This window comes from Alphaproteobacteria bacterium, from assembly GCA_019635875.1.
Lineage (GTDB): Bacteria > Pseudomonadota > Alphaproteobacteria > Reyranellales > Reyranellaceae > JAFAZJ01.
In genome coordinates this window covers 16,811-38,761 of record JAHBYP010000001.1, presented here as the reverse complement: position 1 = coordinate 38,761, position 21,951 = coordinate 16,811, and the positions used below count along the sequence as shown (strand labels likewise).

At 69.4% G+C, this 21,951-nt stretch carries 24 protein-coding genes; 15 read left to right on the top strand and 9 right to left on the bottom strand.

Annotation, left to right across the window (positions count from 1 at the left end):
• The first annotated feature begins 121 nt into the window (after positions 1–121).
• From KF889_00200 to KF889_00185, 4 genes are all read left to right on the top strand, one after another.
• On the top strand, positions 122–1,150 hold the full coding sequence (locus KF889_00200) for a methyltransferase domain-containing protein (protein MBX3497838.1): 1,029 nt from the start codon (positions 122–124) through the stop codon (positions 1,148–1,150).
• Between the two features lie 70 nt (positions 1,151–1,220).
• A complete protein-coding gene (locus KF889_00195; protein ID MBX3497837.1) occupies positions 1,221–1,448 on the top strand; it encodes a DUF433 domain-containing protein in 228 nt (75 codons plus the stop codon).
• Positions 1,449–1,585: 137 nt separating this feature from the next.
• Positions 1,586–3,019 carry an NAD-dependent succinate-semialdehyde dehydrogenase gene (locus KF889_00190; protein ID MBX3497836.1) on the top strand — a complete coding sequence of 478 codons (1,434 nt, stop codon included), beginning with the start codon at positions 1,586–1,588 and terminating at the stop codon, positions 3,017–3,019.
• A gap of 131 nt (positions 3,020–3,150) precedes the next feature.
• Positions 3,151–3,642, top strand: coding sequence for a hypothetical protein (locus KF889_00185; GenBank protein ID MBX3497835.1), 492 nt, complete (start codon positions 3,151–3,153; stop codon positions 3,640–3,642).
• A 24-nt stretch (positions 3,643–3,666) separates the two neighbouring features.
• Here KF889_00185 and rlmN read toward each other — a convergent pair whose 3' ends face one another.
• Genes rlmN through KF889_00165 form a run of 4 tightly spaced genes read right to left on the bottom strand, consistent with a single transcriptional unit; the run spans position 3,667 to position 6,767 of the window.
• Positions 3,667–4,821, bottom strand: coding sequence for a 23S rRNA (adenine(2503)-C(2))-methyltransferase RlmN (gene rlmN / locus KF889_00180; protein MBX3497834.1), 1,155 nt, complete (start codon positions 4,819–4,821; stop codon positions 3,667–3,669).
• A gap of 50 nt (positions 4,822–4,871) precedes the next feature.
• A complete protein-coding gene (locus KF889_00175; protein ID MBX3497833.1) occupies positions 4,872–5,636 on the bottom strand; it encodes an alpha/beta hydrolase in 765 nt (254 codons plus the stop codon).
• Positions 5,633–6,166: a hypothetical protein gene (locus tag KF889_00170; protein ID MBX3497832.1), complete on the bottom strand. Its 534-nt coding sequence runs from the start codon at positions 6,164–6,166 to the stop codon at positions 5,633–5,635. Before KF889_00170 ends, KF889_00175 begins: the two co-directional genes overlap by 4 nt.
• Positions 6,167–6,191: 25 nt before the next feature.
• Complete coding sequence (locus KF889_00165; GenBank protein MBX3497831.1) at positions 6,192–6,767, bottom strand: RNA methyltransferase; 576 nt, start codon at positions 6,765–6,767, stop codon at positions 6,192–6,194.
• A 113-nt stretch (positions 6,768–6,880) separates the two neighbouring features.
• Here KF889_00165 and KF889_00160 point away from each other — a divergent pair, with 113 nt between their 5' ends.
• On the top strand, positions 6,881–8,164 hold the full coding sequence (locus KF889_00160) for a methyltransferase (GenBank protein MBX3497830.1): 1,284 nt from the start codon (positions 6,881–6,883) through the stop codon (positions 8,162–8,164).
• Positions 8,165–8,321: 157 nt separating this feature from the next.
• Here the strand turns inward: KF889_00160 and KF889_00155 are convergent, their stop codons facing one another.
• Complete coding sequence (locus tag KF889_00155) at positions 8,322–9,119, bottom strand: hypothetical protein (protein MBX3497829.1); 798 nt, start codon at positions 9,117–9,119, stop codon at positions 8,322–8,324.
• A 304-nt stretch (positions 9,120–9,423) separates the two neighbouring features.
• Here KF889_00155 and KF889_00150 point away from each other — a divergent pair, with 304 nt between their 5' ends.
• Positions 9,424–10,353: a hypothetical protein gene (locus KF889_00150; protein MBX3497828.1), complete on the top strand. Its 930-nt coding sequence runs from the start codon at positions 9,424–9,426 to the stop codon at positions 10,351–10,353.
• Here the strand turns inward: KF889_00150 and KF889_00145 are convergent.
• Positions 10,336–11,106 carry a helix-turn-helix domain-containing protein gene (locus tag KF889_00145; protein ID MBX3497827.1) on the bottom strand — a complete coding sequence of 257 codons (771 nt, stop codon included), beginning with the start codon at positions 11,104–11,106 and terminating at the stop codon, positions 10,336–10,338. The genes KF889_00150 and KF889_00145 overlap by 18 nt on opposite strands.
• A 66-nt stretch (positions 11,107–11,172) precedes the next feature.
• Between KF889_00145 and KF889_00140 the strand changes: the two genes are divergently transcribed.
• Both KF889_00140 and KF889_00135 read left to right on the top strand, forming a co-directional pair.
• A complete protein-coding gene (locus KF889_00140) occupies positions 11,173–12,753 on the top strand; it encodes an AMP-binding protein (GenBank protein MBX3497826.1) in 1,581 nt (526 codons plus the stop codon).
• A gap of 31 nt (positions 12,754–12,784) precedes the next feature.
• Entirely contained in the window at positions 12,785–13,927 is a 1,143-nt protein-coding gene (locus KF889_00135; GenBank protein MBX3497825.1) for a MaoC family dehydratase N-terminal domain-containing protein, read from the top strand.
• A 139-nt stretch (positions 13,928–14,066) separates the two neighbouring features.
• Here the strand turns inward: KF889_00135 and KF889_00130 are convergent, their stop codons facing one another.
• Positions 14,067–15,767 carry a gamma-glutamyltransferase gene (locus tag KF889_00130; protein MBX3497824.1) on the bottom strand — a complete coding sequence of 567 codons (1,701 nt, stop codon included), beginning with the start codon at positions 15,765–15,767 and terminating at the stop codon, positions 14,067–14,069.
• Between the two features lie 153 nt (positions 15,768–15,920).
• Here KF889_00130 and KF889_00125 point away from each other — a divergent pair, with 153 nt between their 5' ends.
• The 6 genes from KF889_00125 to KF889_00100 all read left to right on the top strand — a co-directional run bounded on the left by KF889_00125 (position 15,921) and on the right by KF889_00100 (position 19,001).
• Positions 15,921–16,217 carry a hypothetical protein gene (locus KF889_00125; protein ID MBX3497823.1) on the top strand — a complete coding sequence of 99 codons (297 nt, stop codon included), beginning with the start codon at positions 15,921–15,923 and terminating at the stop codon, positions 16,215–16,217.
• Positions 16,218–16,346: 129 nt separating this feature from the next.
• On the top strand, positions 16,347–17,048 hold the full coding sequence (locus tag KF889_00120; GenBank protein MBX3497822.1) for a CoA transferase subunit A: 702 nt from the start codon (positions 16,347–16,349) through the stop codon (positions 17,046–17,048).
• A gap of 13 nt (positions 17,049–17,061) precedes the next feature.
• Positions 17,062–17,718 (top strand): CoA transferase subunit B, encoded by a 657-nt coding sequence (locus KF889_00115; protein MBX3497821.1) that lies wholly within the window; start codon positions 17,062–17,064, stop codon positions 17,716–17,718.
• Between the two features lie 10 nt (positions 17,719–17,728).
• The gene (locus KF889_00110) at positions 17,729–18,169 is read left to right on the top strand and encodes an SRPBCC domain-containing protein (protein ID MBX3497820.1); all 441 of its coding nucleotides are present in this window, start codon (positions 17,729–17,731) and stop codon (positions 18,167–18,169) included.
• A gap of 274 nt (positions 18,170–18,443) precedes the next feature.
• Positions 18,444–18,698 (top strand): hypothetical protein, encoded by a 255-nt coding sequence (locus KF889_00105; GenBank protein ID MBX3497819.1) that lies wholly within the window; start codon positions 18,444–18,446, stop codon positions 18,696–18,698.
• Positions 18,699–18,707: 9 nt separating this feature from the next.
• Positions 18,708–19,001 (top strand): hypothetical protein, encoded by a 294-nt coding sequence (locus KF889_00100; GenBank protein ID MBX3497818.1) that lies wholly within the window; start codon positions 18,708–18,710, stop codon positions 18,999–19,001.
• Between the two features lie 47 nt (positions 19,002–19,048).
• Here KF889_00100 and rmuC read toward each other — a convergent pair whose 3' ends face one another.
• Both rmuC and KF889_00090 read right to left on the bottom strand, forming a co-directional pair.
• On the bottom strand, positions 19,049–20,545 hold the full coding sequence (gene rmuC / locus KF889_00095) for a DNA recombination protein RmuC (GenBank protein ID MBX3497817.1): 1,497 nt from the start codon (positions 20,543–20,545) through the stop codon (positions 19,049–19,051).
• Between the two features lie 71 nt (positions 20,546–20,616).
• Positions 20,617–20,967: a DUF1232 domain-containing protein gene (locus KF889_00090; protein MBX3497816.1), complete on the bottom strand. Its 351-nt coding sequence runs from the start codon at positions 20,965–20,967 to the stop codon at positions 20,617–20,619.
• A gap of 132 nt (positions 20,968–21,099) precedes the next feature.
• Here KF889_00090 and KF889_00085 point away from each other — a divergent pair, with 132 nt between their 5' ends.
• On the top strand, positions 21,100–21,861 hold the full coding sequence (locus tag KF889_00085) for an SDR family NAD(P)-dependent oxidoreductase (GenBank protein MBX3497815.1): 762 nt from the start codon (positions 21,100–21,102) through the stop codon (positions 21,859–21,861).
• Positions 21,862–21,951 lie beyond the last annotated feature (90 nt).

The following is a 21,951-nucleotide window of genomic DNA, read 5'->3' as shown; positions in this document are numbered from 1 at the left end:
CGAAAAAGCGGGGGTCCGGCAAAGCGCGCGGAGTATAGGCGCCGCCCCCCGCCCGGCAAGCGGCGTTTGCCCGCGTCGAGAGGCCGCGTGACCGCCACAATGGCGGGCGTATCATGCCGGCATGCCGAGCGCGTTGGACCGCATCGCCTACGCCGCCCAGCAGACCGCGCGGGTCGGCTGGTACCTGGCGCATTACGTCGCCGGACGGCGACGGCTCAAGCCGATGCCCGACCCGGCATTCCCGGTCGGCCGCTTCCCCGACCGCGCCGAGCTCATGCGCGAGATGCGCGCGCTGTTTCAGCGCGAGTGGGCCGAGGTCGAGGCCGGGCTCTATCCGGCGCCGCCGCGGCTCGACGCCGATCCCTTCGACCTGATCGAGCGCAGCGTCGCCTATTTCCGCGACCTGCCCGAGGTCGATGCGCGCCGCCATGCCAGGGTCAACGACGAGCCGTTCCAGGACCCGGCGCATGAAGGCCTGCCGCGTTACTACCGGCAGAATTTCCACTACCAGTCCGGGGGATGGCTGACGGACGAATCGGCGAAGCTCTACGACACCCAGGTCGAGACGCTGTTCACCGGCGCCGCCGACGTCATGCGCCGCCGCGCGCTAAGACCCATCGCCGCCTATCTCGAGGGCCGCGACCAGCGCGCCGTGCGCCTGCTCGACATCGCCTGCGGCACCGGCCGGCTGCTGGGCTTCGTCTCGCACGCCTGGCCCGGCATGCGGCTGAGCGGCCTGGATCTCAGCCCCGCCTATCTCGACTACGCCCGCCGCCATATCGGCGCGTCGAAGCGCCTGAAGTGGCTCGAGGGCGCCGCCGAGCGCCTGCCCTTCGCCGACGCCTCGCTCGACATCGTCAGCGCGGTGTTCCTGTTCCACGAGCTGCCGAAGACGGTGCGCGAGCAGGTCGTCGCCGAGATGGCGCGCGTGCTGAAGCCCGGCGGCCGCGCCATCGTCATCGATTCGTTCACCGAGGCCGACCGGCCGCAGTGGAAGGGCCTGCTCGACGTTTTCCCGTACTATTTCCACGAACCCTATTTCGCCGACTGGGTGGCGAGCGATCCCGAGGCGCTGTTCGCCGCGCACGGCATGCGGCACATCGAGACCGAAGTCGCCTTCCTGTCGCGCGTGATGACGTTCGCAAAGTAGGCTATGCAACCAGCGGTAGTTTGCGGACCAGGTCGAGCGAGCGCATAATGCAGCGCTATTGAGGTATCCCATGGATTGGCGCGAACGAATCACCTTCGAGCCCGGCAAGCGCTTTGGCAAGCCGTGCATCCGTGGCATGCGCATCGCCGTGGAAGACATCCTGTCGTATCTCGCTGCCGGAGATACGGAAGACTCGATCCTTGCCGAGTGGCCAGAACTCGAGCGCGAGGATTTCCGGGCGATCTATGCCTACGCCGCCGACAGCGAGCGGCACGTCAAGCTTCTCGCTGCCGAGTGAAGCTGCTCTTCGACGAGAATCTCCCGCCGCGCGCGGCACTCGCACAACCGAGACATAACCTTACGACCATCGCGGTTCATTTCCCGCGCGCCGCCGGCTAGGGTGCGCGCCTGATCCGTAGGACCCGGAGAGATTCCATGTACCCCAACACCGATTTGCTGATCGACGGCGCGTGGTCGAAGGCCGCCGGCGGCCGCACCATCCCCGTGCTCAACCCGGCGACCGAGGAAGTCATCGGCCAGGTGGCGCATGCCGAGAAGGCCGATCTCGACCGCGCGCTGGCGGCGGCCGACAAGGGCTTCAGGCAGTGGCGCAAGGTCTCGCCCTTCGACCGCTACAAGATCATGCGCAAGGCGGCCGACATCCTGCGCAGCCGGGTCGACACGATCGGCCCGATCATGACCGCCGAGCAGGGCAAGCCGCTGATCGAGGCCAAGGGCGAGACGATGGCCGGCGCCGACGTCATCGACTGGTTCGCCGAGGAGGCGCGGCGCGCCTATGGCCGCGTCGTGCCGGCGCGCGCCGAGGGCGTCTACCAGCTCGTGGTCAAGGAGCCGGTCGGCCCGGTCGCCGCCTTCACGCCGTGGAACTTCCCGATCAACCAGGTGGTGCGCAAGGTCTCGGGCGCGCTGGCCGCGGGCTGCTCGATCATCGTCAAGGGCCCCGAGGAGACGCCGGCCGCCTGCGCCGCGCTGTTGCAGGCCTTCGTCGATGCCGGCGTGCCGGCGGGCGTGATCAACCTGGTCTACGGCGTGCCGGCGGAGATCAGCGAGTACCTGATCCCGCATCCGATCATCAAGAAGGTGACCTTCACCGGCTCGACGCCGGTGGGCAAGCACCTGGCGGCGCTGGCGGGCCAGCACATGAAGCGCGTCACCATGGAGCTGGGCGGCCACGCGCCGGCCATCGTCTTCGAGGACGCCGACGTCGAGAGCGCGATCAAGCTTCTGAGCGCCAACAAGTTCCGCAACGCCGGCCAGGTCTGCGTTTCACCGACGCGGTTCCTTGTCCACGAGAGCCACTACGCGCGCTTCGTCGACGGCTTCACCGAGGCGGCCAAGGCGACCAAGGTCGGCGACGGCATGGATCCGGCCACGCGCATGGGCCCGCTGGCCAACGACCGACGCCTGCAGGCGATGGACGCCTTCGTCGGCGATGCCGTCGCCAAGGGCGCCAAGGTGCGCACCGGCGGCAAGCGCCAGGGCAACAAGGGCTACTTCTACGAGCCCACGGTGCTGACCGACGTGCCGATGACCGCGCGCATCATGAACGAGGAGCCGTTCGGCCCGATCGCGCCGATCGCGCCGTTCAAGGACTTCGACTCGGTGGTCGCCGAGGCCAACCGCCTGCCCTGGGGCCTCGCCGCCTACGCCTACACCAGATCGGCCAAGACCGCGGCGGCGATCGGTGCGGCGTTCGAAAGCGGCATGGTGTCGATCAACCACCACGGCCTCGCGCTGCCCGAAGTGCCGTTCGGCGGCGTGAAGGATTCGGGCTACGGCTCGGAGGGCGGCAGCGAGGCGATCGAGGCCTACCTCAACACCAAGTTCATCACCCAGCTCGGCGTCTGATTACTTCCGGGTGGCACGCAGACAGCGGCGCGATGGGCAACCGTCGCGCCGTTGTCATATTGGCCTCAGCCAACGCGGTGTAGGCTCACAGGGACGCGAGTCTTCCCCAATGACTGCCAAGGGAGATCGTCATGGCCTGTCCCGCCATCGAAAGCCTGATCTTCATCCTGAAGGAGTACGGTCCGCCGATCCTGAGCGGTACCTATATCGAAGAGAACCGCATGGAGAAGGATCCGACCACCGGCCAGCTCAGGAAGCTGCCGCCGGGTCCGCTGCCGCGGCTGCAGGCAGCCGCCGGCCCGCACAAGGCGGAGGGCGATCCGCACGACAACGGCCTGGCGCTCGACATCATCCTGCGCGCGAGCGATCCGCGCTTCCCGGACGAGAAGGCCATGGGCGAGAAGCTCTACAAGGTCTTCTTCGACAACATGAAGGTAATGCAGTTCGTCTCGGCCAAGTACAATCACAAGGAATGCAACGGCACCAACGGCTGGTCGACCGACACGCAGTACAGCGACAAGAAGCACGAGACCCACATCCATATTCACTGGAAGTTCGAGGACTCGCGCAAGACGGATTGGGAGGAAGCGATCGCCGGCGCAGTCAGCGCGGCGTTCCCGTGATCGACGTCGCCCTGATGCGAACGCTCAGGCGCCCACGCGGGCCTCGAGGTCGCGCACCTTCGTCTTGCGGTCGCGTTCGCTGGCGCTCTTGAGCTGGCCACAGGCGGCCAGGATGTCGCGGCCGCGCGGCGTGCGCACCGGCGCCGACAGGCCGCCGTCGTTGACGATCTGGGCGAAGCGGTGGATGCGGTTGTTGGACGAGCACTCGTAGGGCGCGCCGGGCCACGGGTTGAACGGGATCAAGTTCACCTTGGCGTGGATCGGCTTGAGCAGGCGCACCAGCTCGCGCGCGTCGGCGTCGCTGTCGTTGATGCCCTTGAGCATCACGTACTCGAAGGTGATGCGCCGGCTGTTCTTCGCGCTCGGGAACTCGCGGCAGGCCCTGAGCAGCTCGGCGATCGGCCATTTGCGATTGAGCGGCACCAGCACGTCGCGCACCTCGTCGCTCACCGCGTGCAGCGAGACCGCGAGGTTGACGTCGAGCAGCTCGGCCACCTTCGGCATCATCGGCACGACGCCCGAGGTCGACAGCGTGATACGCCGGCGGCTGAGCGCAATGCCCTGGTCGTCCATGACGATCCGCAGCGCCGCGGCGACGTTGTCGAAATTGTACAGCGGCTCGCCCATGCCCATCATGACGATGTTGCTGAGCATGCGCGTGGTCTCGGTCGGCGTCGGCCACTCGCCGTAGCTGTCGCGCGCCACCATGAACTGGCCGACGATCTCGGCCGCCGAGAGGTTGCGCACCAGGGCCTGCGTGCCGGTGTGGCAGAAGCTGCAGGTCAAGGTGCAGCCGACCTGGCTCGAGACGCAGACCGAGCCGCGATCATCCTCCGGGATGTTGACGCACTCGACCTCGTTGCCGTCGGCCAGGCGCAGCAGCCATTTGCGCGTGCCGTCGCTCGAGCGCTGCTCGGTGGCGATCTGCGGCCGGTCGATGACGAAGAGCTCCTCCAGCCGCTCGCGCGTCTTGCGCGCGATGGTGCTCATCGCCGTGAAGTCCCGCGCGCCGTGCCAGTAGATCCAGTGCCAGATCTGCCCGGCGCGGAAGGCCTCCAGCCCGTGCCCGGCCAGGGCCGCCTTGAGCTCGGCGCGGCTCAGCCCCACCAGGTTGCGGCGCGTGTCGTTGCGACGCAGCGGCTCGGCGATCTGCAGCGGTTCGGTGGGCAGGAGGGACATGGCCGGACAGATAGTCTCGGGCGGCCCGCCGCGCAACCGGCCGCGACGTCTCAGGCCAGCGCCCGTGCGATCGCCGCCGCCAGTCCGGACGGGTTCTGCCAGGCCATGGCGTGGCCGGCATCGGACACGACTCCCACGCTCACGCCGCCCAGCGGCAGGCGCTCAGTGTCCGGATCGGGCAGCGATTGGCTGCCGACCAGCAGCGTCCTGGGTCCGCGCCGCGCAAGAAGCATCTCGCGCCAGGTCGGTGATCCGCCGGCGACCAGGGAGGTCGCGCCGCGATGCACGGCCCAGGGCGCGCTCAGCGCCAGAGACGACGCCCAGGTGGCATTGCCTTCGGCCCGCGCGGCGCGCACCAGGGCGTCGTGGCCGTGCGCGACGTAGTCGGCCTCCGGCATGGCCGCGATCCTTCTGCTGGCCAAGCCGCCACCGGGATCGAGGTTGGGCTCGCCCACCACCAGCCGCCGCACCTGATCGCCCAGCAGGTGGGCGACCACGATGGCGATCGAGCCGCCCATGCTGTGGCCGAAGAGATCGATGGCGTCGAAGCCGTGATGGCGGACCAGCGCCGCGACGGTCCGCGCCTGGGCGTCGATCGTGTAGGCGAAATCGCCCGGACGGTCGCTGAAGCCCGAACCCAGCAGATCGACCAGCAGCATCCGGCGGCCCGCCAGCGCCGCATCGCCGGCGACCGTCGGATAATCGCACGACGACGCGCAGCCCAGACCATGGACGAAGAGCAGCGGCACGCCGCCGCCAGGCACGTCATGGTAGCGAAGTTCGGCCTCTTCGGGCTGCGGACGGAACGCCCTCATCGCGGCCGGCAGGCCCGCATCGCGCGGGCCGTGGCGGCGGTGAAGCCGGTCAGGGAGAAGGTGTCGGCGACGGCCGCGTCGGCCTCCGATGTGCCGCGAACGGTGACCGTCGCGCCGTCGCGCATGGCCTGGACGATGGCTGCGTCGTCCTCGCTGCTCCACGCCCAGGCGGTGTCGCGCGTGGTGTAGAGGTTGAAGGAGATCCGCGGCGCGAATTCCAGGATCGCCTCGGTCCCGGGCTTGAACCGGTAGGCGGCGAAGACCGTCACCACGTTGGCGCTGGCCCTGGCCGGCCGCCAGGCGACCATCAGCATCGGCCGCGGCCCGGCGCGCCGGCCGGCCTCGACGGCGCCCTCGGCCTGGTGGGTCACATAGCAGACCGGGTTGTCAGGCGTGCCCGCCACCAGCGCGCGCCAGTGGAAATAGGCGGCGATCTGTCTGGGCTGGCTCTCCTGACCGACGGCCGCGACCGAGCCGGCGCCGAGAACCAGCCCGCCCAGCAGGATCCGCCAAAGACCCGAATTCCTCATGCCGATCAATCTACAATCCACATCTCTAGCGCGCCACGCCGGCGCCTTCCCGGGCTTTGGCCTGGCGCCGGCGCTCCTTCTTTTTCCACATCGGCTCGCCGAAGACGTGGACCGGAGGCGGCGCCGTCGGGCCGCCCGGCGCCACCGGCCGCATCGCGAAGCGGCCCAAGGTCAGCATGCGGTCATACATGACGATGGCGCCGGCGATGCCGAGATTGACCGAGAAGCGCGCCGGGATGCGCACGATGTGGTCGCACAGCGCCTGGACCTCCCTGGACAGGCCCTCGCGCTCCGAGCCCAGCACATAGGCCGCCTGGCGCGGGTGGCGGAAGCTCGGCAGCGCGACCGCCTCGTCGGTGATCTCGATGCCGACCAGGGCGCAGCCCTGCGGCAGGGCCAGCGCCCGGGCGTCGGCGAAGTGATAGGTCGGCACGGCACCCGGCGTGTCGGAGGTATCCGACAGCGCGCCCTCGCGGCGGCGGTACTGGGCGTTGACCGTGAACACGAAGCTGGCGCCGAAGGCATGCGCCGTGCGGAACAGGGTCCCGACGTTCATCGCCTTGCTGACGCCGTCGACGCCGATGCCGAAATAGCCTTTCATCGCCACCCTAGATGGGGCAAAACAAACGATACTTTCCGCAGCGCGGCGCTTAGCATGTCCTGGGCACGCGCGACAGTCGCGCCGCCACCCTTGCCCCGAAGCTCCCTCGCCTCATGAGCGACGTTCCGTCCCAAGCCGCCGGCCCGACCGCGGCGGCCGATGCGCGCGTGCGGGCGCAGTACGAGGCAATGCCCTATCCGCCGCGCGATCCGGCCGACGAGGCGCGCCGGCTGATCGTCGGCTCGCCCAGCCACTGGCTGGAGATCAACCACTACCTGTTCGCCGGCCGGCGCGACTTCCGCCTGCCGTTCCGCGCCCTGATCGCCGGCGGCGGCACGGGCGATGCCTGTGTGATGCTGGCCCAGCAGCTCGCCGACCAGCGCTGCCCGGCCGAGATCGTCTACCTCGACATCTCCGCCGCCTCGCGCGCGGTGTGCGAGGCGCGGCTGGCGGCGCGCGAGCTGCGCAATGTGCGTTGCGTGACGGGCTCGCTGATGGACCTGCCGTCGCTCGGGCTTGGCCGGTTCGACTACATCGACTGCACCGGTGTGCTGCACCACCTCGACGACCCGGCCGGCGGCATGAAGACCCTGGCCGACGCGCTGGAACCGGAAGGCGGCATGGGCGTGATGCTTTACGGCGAGTATGGCCGCGCCGGCGTCTATGCCATGCAGGAGATGCTGCGCGTGCTGGCGCCGGAGGATTCCGACGCGGCCGGGCGCGTCGCCATGGCCAAGCGGCTGATCCGCTTCCTGCCGCCGACCAACCTGTTTCGCCGCAACCCGTTCCTCAACGACCATGTCTCGGGCAATGACGGTGCGCTCTACGACCTGCTGCTGCACAGCCGCGACCGCGCCTACACCGTGCCGCAGATCGCCGAGATGACGAAGGGCGCCGGCCTGCGCCTGGTCGGCTTCGCCGAGCCGCTGCGCTACGAGCCGGCGACCTACATGAGCGACCCGCAAATCGCGCGGCGCTTCGCCGACATGCCGTTCCTCGAGCGCGCCGCCTTCGCCGAGCGCCTCGCCAGCAACCTGCGCACCCACGTCTTCTACGCCACCAAGGCGGGCTACGACACGGTGGCGCGGCCCGAGGACACGCTGGCGATTCCCATGCTGCGCGAGCTGGAGGCGGCGCAGCTGGCCCAGGGCCTGAAGCCCGGCATGCCGCTGGTCGCCAATCTCGACGGCTTCCCCTGGCGCGCCACGCTGCCGCCGCTGGCCAGCCAGATCGTGGCGCTGATCGACGGTCGCCGGACCATCGCCGAAATCTACACCGCCATGGGCGCCTACGGCTCGCAGCCGCTGTGGGAGGAGTTCCGTACCCAGTTCGATCACCTCTACGTCGTGCTCAACGGCATCAACCACATCCTGCTGCGGTTCCGGCCCGGCCGCTGATTTCGCGATTTGCCTTCCCCCGGAGGGGGAAGGTGGCGCGCGCAGCGCGACGGAAGGGGGTTGCCTCAACGACACCGATGTCGGTCTTCGACATCCCCCTTCCGCCCTGCGGGCACCTTCCCCCTCCGGGGGAAGGTATGAAACTGGTGACCGGCGACTACGCCGGGGCCCGCTTGACATGGTTTGCCATGGCGGCGTCGGCCAGGGCGAGGTGCAGCGGGCGGTTGAGCTCGACGGCGGCGCGCACGACCCTGCGGACCGCCGGCAGCACGTCGCGCGCGAGGTCGCGGCCTTCGGCGCGCCAGCGCGCGGCATGCAGCGGCAGGTCGGCGGGCAGGTCGGCGCCCCAGCTGCGCCGCACCGCCGAGGCGACGGCGTGGTGCCAGGCGGCGTCGGCCGCGTCGTCGTTCACCGGCTCGGGGCAATGCAATGAATTGCTATGGTCGGCTGCATCGCACGCGGCGGCTTCGGGCGCAGAGGGCGGATCGGCTGCGACCGGCTCGGAGCTTTGCGATGGACTGCTCTGGTCGGCTGCATCGCACGCGGCGGCTTCGGGCGCGGGCGGCGGCGGTTCGGCGGCGACCGGGTCGGGGCCTTGCCATGGTTTGCTATGGGGTTCGCCATGGTCGGGCGCCGGGTAGCGGCGGCGCGCGCGCTTGCCGACGCGCTGGTGGACCGTCCAGTCGACGATCGACAGATACTCCACGCCCTCGACCGAGTAGCGGCGCACCAGGCCGCGCGCCGCCAGCTCCTCGATCAGGACGCGCACGGCCTCGTCGTCGAGCGCGTCGCCGGGGAAGACCTGCAGGCGCAAGGTGCGCGGCCGCAGCGGCAGCACGCCGAAATCGTCGGCGAAGTTGCTGAGCCCGAGCAGCAGCAGGCGGGCCATCGGCGTGCAGTCGACGACCGCCTCCGTGGTCCAGAATTCGGGCGGGATCAGACGGGCACGGGGCATCGGAGACTCCAGCGGTTGGTACTGGAGCGGGTGTACGCCTGTGGCGCGGGGAGTGCGATTTCAACCTCTACGATTGTCGTCCGCAGCATTCCGATCGCTGCGAGACAGGGGATTCTGCCTCCGCTTATGCGTGTCGAATCGCGGGGTGAATCCCATTCTCGATCCTGCCTTCCCTCGGAGGGGAAAGACTCCCGAAGGGCGGATGGGGATGTCGAAGACGGACACCTGATGTGTTGAGGCATCCCCCTTCCGGCGCTGCGCGCCACCTTCCCCCTCCGGGGGAAGGTAAGATTAAGATGGTGTGATGTCTCCCGGCTTCGCCATCGCGCTCGGCACGGCCGCCCTCTGGGCGCTGTACCTGGTGATCTCGCGCCATCTTCTGGGCGATGCCGGCTTCGACCCCTGGGCCTATACCCTGGTGCAGCTGCTGATCGGTGGCCTCGTGCTGCTGGGGCTGGGGCGCGGTGCGCCGGCCGATTGGCGCGGGCTGCTGACGCCCTGGATGATCGGCTACGGCGTGCTGCGCGTGTGGATCACCGGCGCATCGTCGGCGGCGTTGGTCTTCCTCGCCGCCACCCAAAGCACGCTGCTGTCGACCGTCAACGTGCTGGTCGGCGCGACCGCCGTCTGGCTGGTGCATGGCATCGCCGCGCCGGCGCGCGAGCGCCTGGCGCTGGGGCTGCTCGCCATCGGTATCGCCACCATGACGATCTTCCTGTCGCCCGCCTCGGCCTATCCCGGGGTGCTGTGGCTGCTCGGCTCGGAGACGGTGGTGGTGGTCGCCGCGCTCGCCGTCGAGCGCCATCCGCGCAACCGCAGCGAGGACATCGCCGAGCGCAGCCGCTTCGCCGGCGACACGCTGATCGTCACCTCGCTGATCCTGATCCTCGCCTGGAGCGCCACCGGTCTTGTCGGGCTCACGCATTCGCCGTGGGATTCCAGCAGGCGGGCGTTCGGCGATCCGGCGCTGTGGGCCTGGGGCATCGGCATGGGCCTGCTGTTCCGCGGGCCGGGCCAGTGGTTCGGCTTCTACGCCCTGCGCCTTGCCGGCACCCAGGGCTACCTGATCGCGCTCACGCTGATGCCGCTGTTCACCATCGGCTTCGAATTCGCCGGTGCCGGGCTGGGCTGGACGAGCGCGCCCGCGCTCTCACAAGGGGAGTGGGCAGGCGCGGCGCTGATCGGTGCCGCCTCGCTATGGCTCATGGCGGCTCGGCTAAGGCCGGGCCGCTGAAACCAGGTTGGCCGACAGCCTCGCCGCCGTCTCGCGCATGTCGCGTGCCAGCGCGGCGAGCGGTGCGCGAGTGAGCTGGCCGGTGAGCCCGATGCCGACCAGGGTGTGCGAGATGCGCTGGCGCGAATCGAGCACCGGCACGGCGACGATGGTGATACCCGCTATGTAGTTGCCGCGATCGACGGCGAAGCCGTGGCGGCGCACGGTCTCGACCTCGGCGCACCACGTCTTCCACGGCGGCGCGCTCTGCCAGCGCAAGGCGTCGAAGCGTGGCTTCAGCTCGGCAAGCGTCAGGCCGCCGAAGGCGGCGACGCAGCGGCCGGTGGCGCTGATCAGCGCCGGGAAGCGGCTGCCGACATCGACATGCAGGCGGATCGGCGTGCGCGTGCGCGACAGCGCCAGCACGACCATGTGCTCGACGCCGGCGGCCTCGACGCCGATGGCGGTGACGGCGTGATCTCTCGACAGCCGGTCGAGCTCGGGCTGCACGAGATCGACGAAGCCGCTGGTCTCGAGGACCGAACGGGCCAGCGAGAGCATGCCGGTGCCCAGGCTGTATGCCTTGGCGGCATCGACCTGAACCAGCCCGTCGGTGACCAGCGCGCGCAGGATGTGCAGCGCCGTGCTCGGCACGAGATCGAGCTCGCGCGCGATCGCCTTCACCCCCATCGGCCTGCGCACGCGGCCCAGCAGCCGCAGGATGGCAATGGCGCGGCTGACGGCGGGGACGGGACGGATCCTGGGCACGGACATAGTTGTACTTATACAACTAGAGAATCCATTTTACAACTCCAGGCAAAGGCCGCTAGCCTTGGGCCGATGGCCAGGCTCACCGAGTACACGCGCTACGCCGACGCCCAGGCGAACTTCTCCAGCGAGAAACTGTGGGAGCTGTTCGACGGCGACCGGCAGGCGCTGAACATCGCCCACGAATGCATCGACCGGCATGTCGAGGGCGAGCGCATTGCGGTGATCGTCGTGCACGCCGGCGGCGGCGATGAGGTGCTGAGCTTCCGCCAGATCGCCGAGGACTCGGCGCGCTTCGCCCACTACCTGAAGGAACGCGGCGTCGGCGCCGGCGATCGCGTGGCGATCATGCTGGAGCCGTCGCGCGCCTTCTACATGGCGGTGTTCGGCGCGATGAAGGCGGGCGCCATCGCCGTGCCGCTGTTCACGCTGTTCGGACCCGACGGCGTGCGGCTGCGCGTCGAGGACTGCAAGCCCAGACTGTTCGTCACCAATGCCGAGAAGGCGGCGATGGTGACGGGCAGCATCGTCGCCGACGACGCGTTCATCGCCGATCTCGAACGCTTCGCGCCGCGCTTCACGCCCGATACGCGCGCCGACGACATGGCGATCTTCCAGTACACCTCGGGCACCACGCGCGAGCTGCCGGAGGCGGTGAAGCACCCGCATCGCGCCGTGGTCACCTTGATGGTGGCGGCGCTGTACGGCACCGGCATCCGCCCGGGCGACCGCTTCTTCTGTCCCTCCTCGCCGGCCTGGGGTCATGGCCTGTGGCACGGCACGCTGGCGCCGCTGGCGCTGGGCGTCACCATCGGCGCCTATGCCGGCAAGTTCGATGCCGAGCGGCTGTTGCAGGCGCTGCAGGATCATCGCTTCACCAACCTGTCGGCGGCGGCGACGCATTACCGCATGATGCGCGTATCAAGCGCGGCGGCGCGCTATCGCAGTCATCTGGAGAAGCTCTCCTTCACCGGCGAGCCGATCGACGGCGAGACCGCCGCCTTTGCCGAAGCGCAGTTCGGCCATCCGGTCTGCAGCATGTACGGCACGACCGAGATCGGCGTGATCCTCGCCTCCTATCCCGGCGCGCCGGACTTCGCGGTCAAGCCGGGCTCGCTGGGCAAGCCAGTGCCGGGCTGCCGGGTCGAGGTGCACGACGCATCCGGCCAGCCCTGCCCGCCCGGAATCACCGGCGAACTCAAGGTCTGGCGGCGCAACGCCTGGATCGCGACCAAGGATCTCGGCCGCATCGACGAAGACGGCTACTTCTTTCACGCCGGCCGCGCCGACGACGTGATCATCTCGGCCGGCTGGACGATGAGCGCGGTCGAGATCGAGGATGCGATCCTCAAGCACGCCGACGTGCGCGAGGCCGCGGCCATCGGCGTGCCCGATCCGTTGCGCGGCCAGGTCGTCAAGGCCTTCGTCGTCTCGCCGCGTGCCGGCGACGAGCGCTTCGCGCAGGAGATCCAGGATCTCGTGCGCAGCCGATTGAGCCAGCACGAGTACCCGCGCCTGGTCGCCTTCGTATCCGAACTGCCCAAGACGCCCGCCGGCAAGGTCAACCGCAAGGTCCTGCGCGAGCGCCGCTCCTCTGTCGTCCCGAGCGCAGCGAGGGATCTTGAACGTCCGAAAGATCCCTGCTCGGGATGACAGGGTGAATCGAGCCACTAGAGAGAGTGTGATGTCGACAGCCACACGCGAACGCAGCTTCCCCAAGATCACCGAGCAGGGCCTCGACGTCCTGCGCGGCCGCATCGGCGTGAAGATCGGCCAGACCGCCGAGCCGTGGTGCCACGAGGCCACGCGCGACAACATCAGGCACTACGCCCACGGCATCGGCGACGACAACCCGCTGTGGTGCGTGCCGGAGTACGCGGCGAGAACGAAGTTCGGCGGCATCGTCGCCCTGCCCAGCTTCCTGTTCGCCACCAGCCGGATCATCTCGGGTTACGTCGGCGGCCTGCCAGGCGTGCATGCGATGTGGTCGGGCTCGGACTGGCAGTGGCACAAGATCGTGCAGCGCAACGACGAGATCACGACCGAGGCCTGGCTCAAGGACATCGTCGAACATCAGACCAAGTTCGCGGGACGCGCCATCCAGCAGATCTACCACGTCGATTTCTTCAACCAGCACGGCGACATGGTGGCCTCGGCCGACAGCTGGTGCTTCCGCACCGAGCGCGACCACGCGCGCGAGAAGGGCACCAAGTACACCGAGGTGAAGGCGCGCGCACCGCACCGCTACACGGAGAAGGAGCTGGCCGACGCCTACAGCCTCTATCGCGAGGAGACCATCAGGGGCGCCACGCCGCGCTACTGGGACGATGTGAAGGAAGGCGAGGCGCTGCCGACCATGCTGAAGGGGCCGATGACGGTGACCGGCTTCATCGCCTACGCGCAAGGCTGGGGCGGCCTCTACATCCGCGCCAACAAGCTGGCCTGGCGCCTGATCGACGCGCATCCCGGTACCGGCATCGCCAACAAGTTCGGCATCCCCGACTGTCCGGAGCGCGTGCACTGGGAGGAGGAGTTCGCGCACGAGGTCGGCGCGCCCGGCGCCTACGATTACGGCCCGGAGCGCGCCTCGTGGCTGACCCATCACATGACCAACTGGATGGGCGACGACGGCTTCCTGCGCAACGCCAGCTGCAAGATCCGCCGCCACAACCCGGCCGGCGACATGCTGTTCATCAACGGCAGGGTGACACGCAGATACGTCGAGAACGGCCGCCATCTCGTGGCCATCGAGCAGGAAGCGCGCAACCAGGACGACGAGCTGTCGATCCTGGGCACGGGCGTCGTGGAGCTGCCGAGAAAGGCCTAGAGTCTCCCCTTCCTTCCCCCGGAGGGGGAAGGTGCCCGAAGGGCGGAAGGGGGATGTCGACGACGGACACCGCGTGCGTTGAGACATCCCCCTTCCGGCGCTGCGCGCCACCTTCCCCCTCCGGGGGAAGGTGAAGTCGCTACCACCCCACCGCGTAGCACGCCCGCCGCGGATCGGCGGCGCCGATGTGCAAGCCCTTCTTCGCGTCGGCCTCGATGATGCACACCGCGCCGGCGCGCCAGGTGCCGTCCTGCCATTCGTCGACGTCGTGGCCGAGCTGGCGCAGCGGGCCCATTGCCGACTTCGCCAGCCGCGCCTCGAGCATCAGCTTGCCCGGCAGGTAGGTGTGCGGCTCGAAGGAATCGGGGAAGCTGAAGCTCGCCAGCCGCGGCGCCTCGACTGACTCCTGCAGGGTCATGCCGAAGACGGTGCGGTTCAGGAACACCTGAAGCATCGCCTGGCTCTGCACGTCCCCGCCCGGCGTGCCGAAGGGTATCGCCTCACCGTTGGGGCCGATGGCGATGGCGGGGTTGGGTGTGAGCCGCGGGCGCTTGCCCGGCGCGGCGGCCGACGGATGCTTTGGATCGCCCCAGGATTGCGAGCCGCGCGAGGACGGCACGATGCCGAGGCCCGGCACCATCGGCGAGGAGTTCGACACGTCGCTGGGCGTCGCCGAGAAGACGTTGCCCCAGCGATCGGTGACGCAGGCATAGCTGGTGTCGAGCGGCAGCTGCGGATCGCCTGTCGACGCCATGGGTCGTGGATAGCCGTCGACCGCGCCACCCGGCGGCATCTCCTGCCACGCCTCGTCGGGCCGGATCATGCGGCGGCGCTCGGCGGCATACTCGGCCGACAGCAGGCGCTCGATCGGCACGTCGATGAAGCGCGGATCGCCGTAGAAGCGCTCGCGATCGGCGAAGGCGAGCTTCAGCGCCTCGGTGACGCTGTGCAGGTAGGCCGTGCTGTTGTGGCCCATTTCCCTCAGCGAGTCGGGATCGAGCAGCGACAGCGCCTGCAGCAGCGCCGGGCCCTGGCACCACGGTCCGCAGGCATAGACCGTGTGCTGGTTGAACGTCAGCGACACCGGCGCCTCGATGGCGCTGCGGTAGCCGGCGAAATCCTCCATGCGCAGCAGGCCGCCATTCTCCTCGTGGTGCCTGGTGATGGCGCGCGCGATGTCGCCTTCGTAGAACGCCGCGCGCGCCGCCTTCAGCCCGGCGATGCGGCCGCCGGTGACCGAGGCTTTGTGCTCCTCGTCGGCCATGAAGCGCAGGGTGCGCGCCAGATCGCGCTGCACGAACACCTCGCCCGCCTTGGGCGGCGCGCCGCCGGGCAGGTAGACCGCGGCGTTGGCCGACCACTCGGCATAGTCCTTCCTGAAGGTCTCGATGTAGTCGGCCATCAGCGGATACATCACGAAGCCCTCGGCGAGACGGATCGCCGAGGTCGCGACCTCGCCGAAGCTCATCGTGCCGTAGCGTTCCAGCGCCAGCAGCCAGGCGTCGGGCGCGGCGGGAATGATCTGGCGCAGGATGCCGCGCGGCACGTGGCCGTCGTGCTCGCGCTGGAACAAGGTCGGGTCGAGCGCTCTGGGCCACCAGCCCAGCCCGGAGATCGTCACCACCTCGCCGGTCTTGCCCAGCCTGATCATGATCGGCGCGACGCCGGCGACGTTCACCAGGTCGCTCTGCACCACGCCCAGCGCCAGGCCGGCGGCGACGCCGGCGTCGATCGCGTTGCCGCCGTCCTCCAGCACATGGAAGGCGGCGAGCGAGGCGAGGTAGTGGCCGGCCGACGCCATGTGGCGCGTGCCGGCGATGTCGGGCCGGCCCGCGACCATGCCGCGGCCCACCGTGGGCGTGAGTGAATAGTTCGACGGTGCGTTCATGGCGCGTCACTCCCTGCGACGGGATGAGCCTATGCGCTGCCGGCGGGCGGTTCCAGCGACCTTGACCGGCCGGCAACCCGCGCCCGGCGCGCCCGTTCTCGATGGATGACGGAAAATGATCGCAATTCCCGCCCCTCGACCAGCGCCCAGCTGAAGGACGACATCAACGCCGGACGCACCGGCGACAAGGTGCCGGCCTTCGATCCTGCCGCCGCGCCGCTGGGCACGGACGAGGAAGCCGCCGGCACGCCGACGCCGCCCGAGGCGTGGAGCGAAGCACGGCGACAGGAGGCCCGCGTGCCTCGCACCGATCACCGCGCCCGCGCACCGTGGCTGGTTGCGCTGTCGGGCATTGTCCTCGCCGCCGCCGCGCTCGGCTGGGCGATCGTGCGCATGACGTAGCGTCGCCGACATGTCATGAACCCGCGCGGTCCGCCGGCACGACGGCGGCTCGCCCGATTGACGCTTCCTGTAGCCGCCGATATCAGCCTATCCTTGTGCACCGCAGCAATCGGCTAGGTCGGGGAAGCCATGGTCAACAAGGTCTACAAGGACGCGAAGTCGGCGCTCGACGGGCTGCTGCGCGACAACATCACCGTGCTGGCCGGCGGCTTCGGGCTGTGCGGCATCCCCGAGAAGCTGATCGCCGCCATCAAGGATTCCGGCGTCAAGGGCCTGACCTGCGTCAGCAACAATGCCGGCGTCGACGGCTTCGGCCTGGGCCTGCTGCTGGAGACCAAGCAGATCGCCAAGATGGTCTCGTCCTATGTCGGCGAGAACAAGCTGTTCGCCCAGCAATACCTCTCGGGCGAGCTGCAGCTCGAGTTCAATCCGCAGGGCACGCTGGCCGAACGCATCCGCGCCGGCGGCGCGGGCATCCCGGCCTTCTTCACCCGGACCGGCGTCGGCACCCTGGTGTCGGAGGGCAAGGAGATCCGCGAGTTCGACGGCGAGCGCTACGTGATGGAGCGCGGCATCGTCGGCGACCTCGCCATCGTCAAGGCGTGGAAGGGCGATACCGCCGGCAATCTGATCTATCGAAAGACCGCCAGGAACTTCAACCCGATGATGGCCACGGCCGGCAAGGTCACCGTCGCCGAGGTCGAGCAGCTCGTGCCCGCCGGCACCTTGGACCCCGACCACATCCACACGCCCGGTATCTTCGTGAAGCGCATCATCGACGGCTCGCCGCACGAGAAGCGCATCGAGCAGCGCACGATTCGCAAGGCTTAAGGAGCAACCACCAATGCCCTGGACCCGCGACCAGATCGCCGCCCGCGCCGCCAAGGAATTGCAGGACGGGTTCTACGTCAATCTCGGCATCGGCATTCCCACGCTGGTGTCGAACTACGTGCCCGAGACGATGGACGTCACCCTGCAGTCCGAGAACGGCATGATGGGGGTGGGCCCCTTCCCGCTCGAGAACGAGGTCGACGCCGACATCATCAACGCCGGCAAGCAGACCGTCACCGAGGTCAAGGGCACGTCGTATTTCTCCTCGGCCGATTCCTTCGGGATGATCCGCGGCGGGCACATCGACCTGTCGATCCTGGGCGCGATGGAGGTGGCGGAGAACGGCGACCTCGCCAACTGGATGGTGCCGGGCAAGATGGTCAAGGGCATGGGCGGCGCGATGGATCTCGTCGCCGGCGTGCGCCGCGTCGTCGTGGTGATGGAGCACGTCTCGAAGGACGGCGCCTCGAAGCTGCTCGCCCAATGCTCGCTGCCGCTCACCGGCCAGCGCGTCGTCGACATGGTGATCACCGAGCTGGGCGTGTTCAGCGTCGACAAGAAGGGCTCCGGCGGCGTCACCCTGGTCGAGCTCGCCGACGATGTCACGGTCGAGGAGGTCAAGGCCAAGACCAAGGCCAAGCTCACCATCGGCATCAAGGTCGCGGCCTGACCATCGGCCGATGCCTTCGATCGACACATCGATCGACATCGCGGCGTCGCCGGCGCGCGTCTGGTCGGTGCTGACGGATTTCGCGTCCTATCCCGCCTGGAACCCGTTCATCACCCGTGTCGCCGGGCTCCCCGTCGTCGGCGATCGCCTGGTGGTCACCATCCAGCCGCCCGGCCGCAGGGCGATGATGTTCCGCCCGGTGGTGCTGGCGGCGACGCCCGAGGTCGAGCTGCGCTGGCGCGGCCGTCTGCTGATGCCCGGCCTGTTCGACGGCGAGCATGTCTTCCGCCTCACCCCGGCTGACGGTGGCTGTCGGCTCGATCACGGCGAGATCTTCACCGGGCTGCTGTCCGGTCTGCTGCGGGGCACGCTTCCCACAACGCGCCGCGGATTCGTGGCGATGAACGAGGCCCTGAAGGCCCGTGCCGAGAGCGTCGCGGCATCTGCGTGACGTTGGTGCAGCCTTCGAAGCAGACCGCGGTTGGTGCGCGGTCCATCGCCTGCTCGACGCTCTGTGTGGCCCGCCGTGAAGCCGGGCGCGGCAGGCGCGCCACAGCTTGACCACAATCCGTTCGGCGCCGGTTCCCCTACGCTGGCGGGAACCGTACGTCCGGCGCCACCGTTGACGATGTGACCGCGCATGGGGGCCGGCGCTCACGCACGTTCTCCCAGGCGTTCATCCTTTATCTCCGCCGGCGTCAGGCCGGCCGTCATAGGAGCGTGTCATGTTGAAGTCCCTGCGTCTTGGCGTGATGAGCCTGCCGCTGGTGCTGGCGGTTGCCGCCTGCGGCGAGACCCCCGGCGAGCGTGCCGTCACCGGCGGCCTGATCGGCGCGGGCGGCGGTGCGGTGGTCGGCTCGGCGACGGGCCTCGGCGTGGTGCCGGGCGCCGTGGTCGGCGGCCTGGGCGGCGCCGCGATCGGCGCGGCGACGACGCCGCAGCCACGCTGCGATTACTACAACAACTACTGCCGCTACTAGGGCGCGGCCGTGGTGAAGACCGGTGGCCTGATCGGCGCCGGCGGCGGCGCGGCACTGGGTGCCACGACGGGTCTGGGCATCGTGCCGGGCGTGGTGATCGGCGGCATCGGCGGCGCCGTGCTCGGCGCGGCGACAACGCCCTCGCCGCCGCCGCAGCGTTACGACTATCCGCCACCGCAGCAGCCCTACGGCTATCCACCGCCGCCTGCGGGATATCCTGCGGCATATCCGCCACCGCAGCAGCCTTACGGCTATCCGCCGCCTCCGGCACGCTGCGACTACGGCGGCAATTACTGCTACTGATCGGACGATCGACGAAGCGCCCCCGCCAAGTCGGGGGCGCTCTCGTTTCAGCCGGGATCGACCGGCGGCAACAGATCGCCGTCGGTGCGCGGCTGACGCACGGCCGTCTCGATCTCCTTGAGATCGGGCAACGGCCGCGGGCTGTCGCCCGGCGAGAGCTGGCGGATCTGCCGCGCCGTCGGGAAGACGCGCCCCTCCATGCTGCCGATGAACCTGTTGTAGTGCGCCGCGGCGCCCTCCAGGCTCTTGCCCAGCGACACGATCGGCTCGGCCATCACCGCGAGGCGGCCGTAAAGCTCGTTGCCCAGCCGCGCGATCTCAGCAGCGTTCTCGTTGGCCTTCACCTGGCCCCAGCCATAGGCTACCGCCTTGGCCAGGGCCACGAGGGTCGTCGGCGTGCACACCAGCACGCGGCGCGAGATGGCGAACTCGAACAGGTCGGGGTCGCGCTCGGCGGCGGCGCTGTAGAAGTTCTCGCCGGGCACGAACATCGCCACGAAGTCGGGCGCATCCTCGAACTGCGACCAGTAGTCCTTGGCCGCCAGCAGTGCCACGTGCTGGCGGATCTGCCGTGCGTGCTCGACCAGCTTGCCGTCGCGCACCGCTTCATCCGCCGCATCGATCGCCTCGAGATAGGCCGACAGCGAGGTCTTGGCGTCGACCACGATGCTGCGCCCGCCGGGCAGGCGGATGATCGCGTCGGGCCGCAGCCGGCCGCTCTCGGTGGCGACGCTGTGCTCGAGCACGAAGTCGACATGCTCGCTCATGCCGGCGAGCTCCATCACCCGGCGCAGTTGCTGCTCACCCCAGCGGCCACGCGTCTTGGGCGCAGCGCGCAGCGCCTGCGTGAGCCGCGCCGCCTCGCCGCGCACCGATTCCTGACCGGCGACGACGTTCTTCAGCTCGGCCGACAGCGCACCATAGGTCTGGGCGTTGCGCTGCTCCAGCTCGGCCAGCCGCTTCTGGTACGCCTCCAGCGTCTCGGCCACCGGCTTGACCAGCTGATCGATCGCCACCTGCCGCTTGGCGAGGTCGGCTTCGCTCGACGCGTGATGGTTCTTCAGCAACTGCTCGGCGAGCTCGATCAACCTGCTCTGGCTCTGGCCGAGCGCGGCATCGGCCATCGCCTTGAGCCGCGCGTCGATGTCCTCGCGCAGCGCCGTCAGCGCCGCGGTCTTCTCGGCGTGCGCGGCCTCCATGTTGCGCTGGTTCTCCTCCAGCTTGGTCTTGGCCGAGGACAGCGCATCGACGCGGGCGCGCAGAAAGGCCAGCTCGTCCTCCGCCGGCTTCAGCCGCTCGGCCAGGGTCTGCAGCCGCGACTTCTCGGACAGCAGCGCATCGCTCTCGCGTTCGGCATCGACGAGCCGCTGCTCCAGCTCGGGCACGCGCGCAGCCGTCGTCTGCGCCCCGGCGAGCTGCAGCCTGGTGGAATGCGCATCGTCGGTATGGCGGCGTACCTGGCCGCTGCGCGCCAGCCAGCCGATCGCCAGGCCCAGGACGAGCGCGGCGATGACGACGGGAAGAAGGGTCTCGAGCGGGGGCATCGGCGGAACTCTGGAGGTCCGTTCGGCAGTCCAGAATCGCAGATCGCGGCCGGCGGTTCAAACCGCTTCGGCTAGCCCAGGTCGGTTGAATCCAGCCAGCGCCGCGCCCGGCCGCGATGGCCCTGGGTGATGTGGCTGCCGACCGCCTTGATCGCGGCCATCAGCACCGCGGCATCGTCGGCATAGCCCAGCACGGCCAAGAAGTCGGGCACGGCGTCGAAGGGGATCACGAAATAGGCCAGCGCGCCGATCAGGGTGGCGCGCACCCAGCTGGGCGTCGCCGGATCGTTGGCGGCGTACCAGCCGGCGATGGCGTCCTCGGCGAAGGGCACGCGGCGGGCGACCAGCTTGATCTTGGGCCAGAACCCGGTCTGGACCGTGGCCGTGTCGTGCCGCTGCTGCTCGGTCTGGACAGTCTCCATGACGTGGCATATGGCCCCGCCGGCCGCCGGCGCAAGAGGTCGCCTCTCCCGTGGGCCTCTGCTACAAGCGCCGTCGCTCGCGCTGGCTTTGCCACCGCGTTTCGCATCCGAACCAACGGGAAGGGGAACCCCATGGACGTCAAGGGTCAGGCCGTCATCGTCACCGGCGGCGCATCGGGACTGGGCGGCGCCACCGCCAGCGCGCTGGCCGCATCGGGCGCCAAGGTCGCGATCTTCGACGTGCAGGACGAGCTGGGCAAGGCCAAGGCGGCCGAGCTGGGCGGGCTGTACGTGAAGTGCAACGTCGCCGACGCGGCCAATGTCGAGGCCGCCGTCGCCGAGGTGGTCGCCAAGCTGGGCACGCCGCGCGTGGCGGTGAACTGCGCCGGCATCGGCCGCGCCGCGCGCACCATCTCGAAGACCGGCCCGCACGCGCTCGACATGTTCGCGCAGGTCATCAACGTCAACCTGATCGGCACCTTCAACGTCATCCGCGTCGCCGCCTGGGCGATGTCGCAGGCCGAGCCGATGGACGACGGCGAGCGCGGCGTGATCGTCAACACCGCCTCGGTCGCCGCCTTCGACGGCCAGATCGGCCAGGCCGCCTACTCCGCGTCGAAGGGCGGCGTCGTCGGCATGACCCTGCCGATCGCGCGCGATCTCGCCTCCGTCGGCGTGCGCGTCTGCACCATCGCGCCCGGCCTGTTCCTGACGCCGATGATGATGGGCCTGTCGGCCGAGGCGCAGAAGAGCCTGGGCGCGCAGGTGCCGTTCCCCTCGCGCCTGGGCGATCCCAAGGAGTATGCGCAGCTGGCCACGCACATCGTCGCCAACCGCATGCTCAACGGCGAGGTGATTCGCCTCGACGGCGCCATCCGCATGGCGCCGCGTTAAGCGCACCTCGTCATCCTGAGCGACAGCGAAGGATCTCGCGGTCGGGCGAACGGACACGGCCCAAGTGCGTGACCGCGATACCGCAAGGTC

Excerpts from the sequence above, each read along its gene's own strand:
- KF889_00200 (MBX3497838.1), top strand. The coding sequence starts at position 122 with ATGCCGAGCGCGTTGGACCGCATCGCCTACGCCGCCCAGCAGACCGCG.
- KF889_00195 (MBX3497837.1), top strand. The coding sequence starts at position 1,221 with ATGGATTGGCGCGAACGAATCACCTTCGAGCCCGGCAAGCGCTTTGGC.
- KF889_00190 (MBX3497836.1), top strand. The coding sequence starts at position 1,586 with ATGTACCCCAACACCGATTTGCTGATCGACGGCGCGTGGTCGAAGGCC.
- KF889_00185 (MBX3497835.1), top strand. The coding sequence starts at position 3,151 with ATGGCCTGTCCCGCCATCGAAAGCCTGATCTTCATCCTGAAGGAGTAC.
- rlmN (MBX3497834.1), bottom strand. The coding sequence starts at position 4,821 with ATGTCCCTCCTGCCCACCGAACCGCTGCAGATCGCCGAGCCGCTGCGT.
- KF889_00175 (MBX3497833.1), bottom strand. The coding sequence starts at position 5,636 with ATGAGGGCGTTCCGTCCGCAGCCCGAAGAGGCCGAACTTCGCTACCAT.
- KF889_00170 (MBX3497832.1), bottom strand. The coding sequence starts at position 6,166 with ATGAGGAATTCGGGTCTTTGGCGGATCCTGCTGGGCGGGCTGGTTCTC.
- KF889_00165 (MBX3497831.1), bottom strand. The coding sequence starts at position 6,767 with ATGAAAGGCTATTTCGGCATCGGCGTCGACGGCGTCAGCAAGGCGATG.
- KF889_00160 (MBX3497830.1), top strand. The coding sequence starts at position 6,881 with ATGAGCGACGTTCCGTCCCAAGCCGCCGGCCCGACCGCGGCGGCCGAT.
- KF889_00155 (MBX3497829.1), bottom strand. The coding sequence starts at position 9,119 with ATGCCCCGTGCCCGTCTGATCCCGCCCGAATTCTGGACCACGGAGGCG.
- KF889_00150 (MBX3497828.1), top strand. The coding sequence starts at position 9,424 with ATGTCTCCCGGCTTCGCCATCGCGCTCGGCACGGCCGCCCTCTGGGCG.
- KF889_00145 (MBX3497827.1), bottom strand. The coding sequence starts at position 11,106 with ATGTCCGTGCCCAGGATCCGTCCCGTCCCCGCCGTCAGCCGCGCCATT.
- KF889_00140 (MBX3497826.1), top strand. The coding sequence starts at position 11,173 with ATGGCCAGGCTCACCGAGTACACGCGCTACGCCGACGCCCAGGCGAAC.
- KF889_00135 (MBX3497825.1), top strand. The coding sequence starts at position 12,785 with ATGTCGACAGCCACACGCGAACGCAGCTTCCCCAAGATCACCGAGCAG.
- KF889_00130 (MBX3497824.1), bottom strand. The coding sequence starts at position 15,767 with ATGGTCGCGGGCCGGCCCGACATCGCCGGCACGCGCCACATGGCGTCG.
- KF889_00125 (MBX3497823.1), top strand. The coding sequence starts at position 15,921 with ATGACGGAAAATGATCGCAATTCCCGCCCCTCGACCAGCGCCCAGCTG.
- KF889_00120 (MBX3497822.1), top strand. The coding sequence starts at position 16,347 with ATGGTCAACAAGGTCTACAAGGACGCGAAGTCGGCGCTCGACGGGCTG.
- KF889_00115 (MBX3497821.1), top strand. The coding sequence starts at position 17,062 with ATGCCCTGGACCCGCGACCAGATCGCCGCCCGCGCCGCCAAGGAATTG.
- KF889_00110 (MBX3497820.1), top strand. The coding sequence starts at position 17,729 with ATGCCTTCGATCGACACATCGATCGACATCGCGGCGTCGCCGGCGCGC.
- KF889_00105 (MBX3497819.1), top strand. The coding sequence starts at position 18,444 with ATGTTGAAGTCCCTGCGTCTTGGCGTGATGAGCCTGCCGCTGGTGCTG.
- rmuC (MBX3497817.1), bottom strand. The coding sequence starts at position 20,545 with ATGCCCCCGCTCGAGACCCTTCTTCCCGTCGTCATCGCCGCGCTCGTC.
- KF889_00090 (MBX3497816.1), bottom strand. The coding sequence starts at position 20,967 with ATGGAGACTGTCCAGACCGAGCAGCAGCGGCACGACACGGCCACGGTC.
- KF889_00085 (MBX3497815.1), top strand. The coding sequence starts at position 21,100 with ATGGACGTCAAGGGTCAGGCCGTCATCGTCACCGGCGGCGCATCGGGA.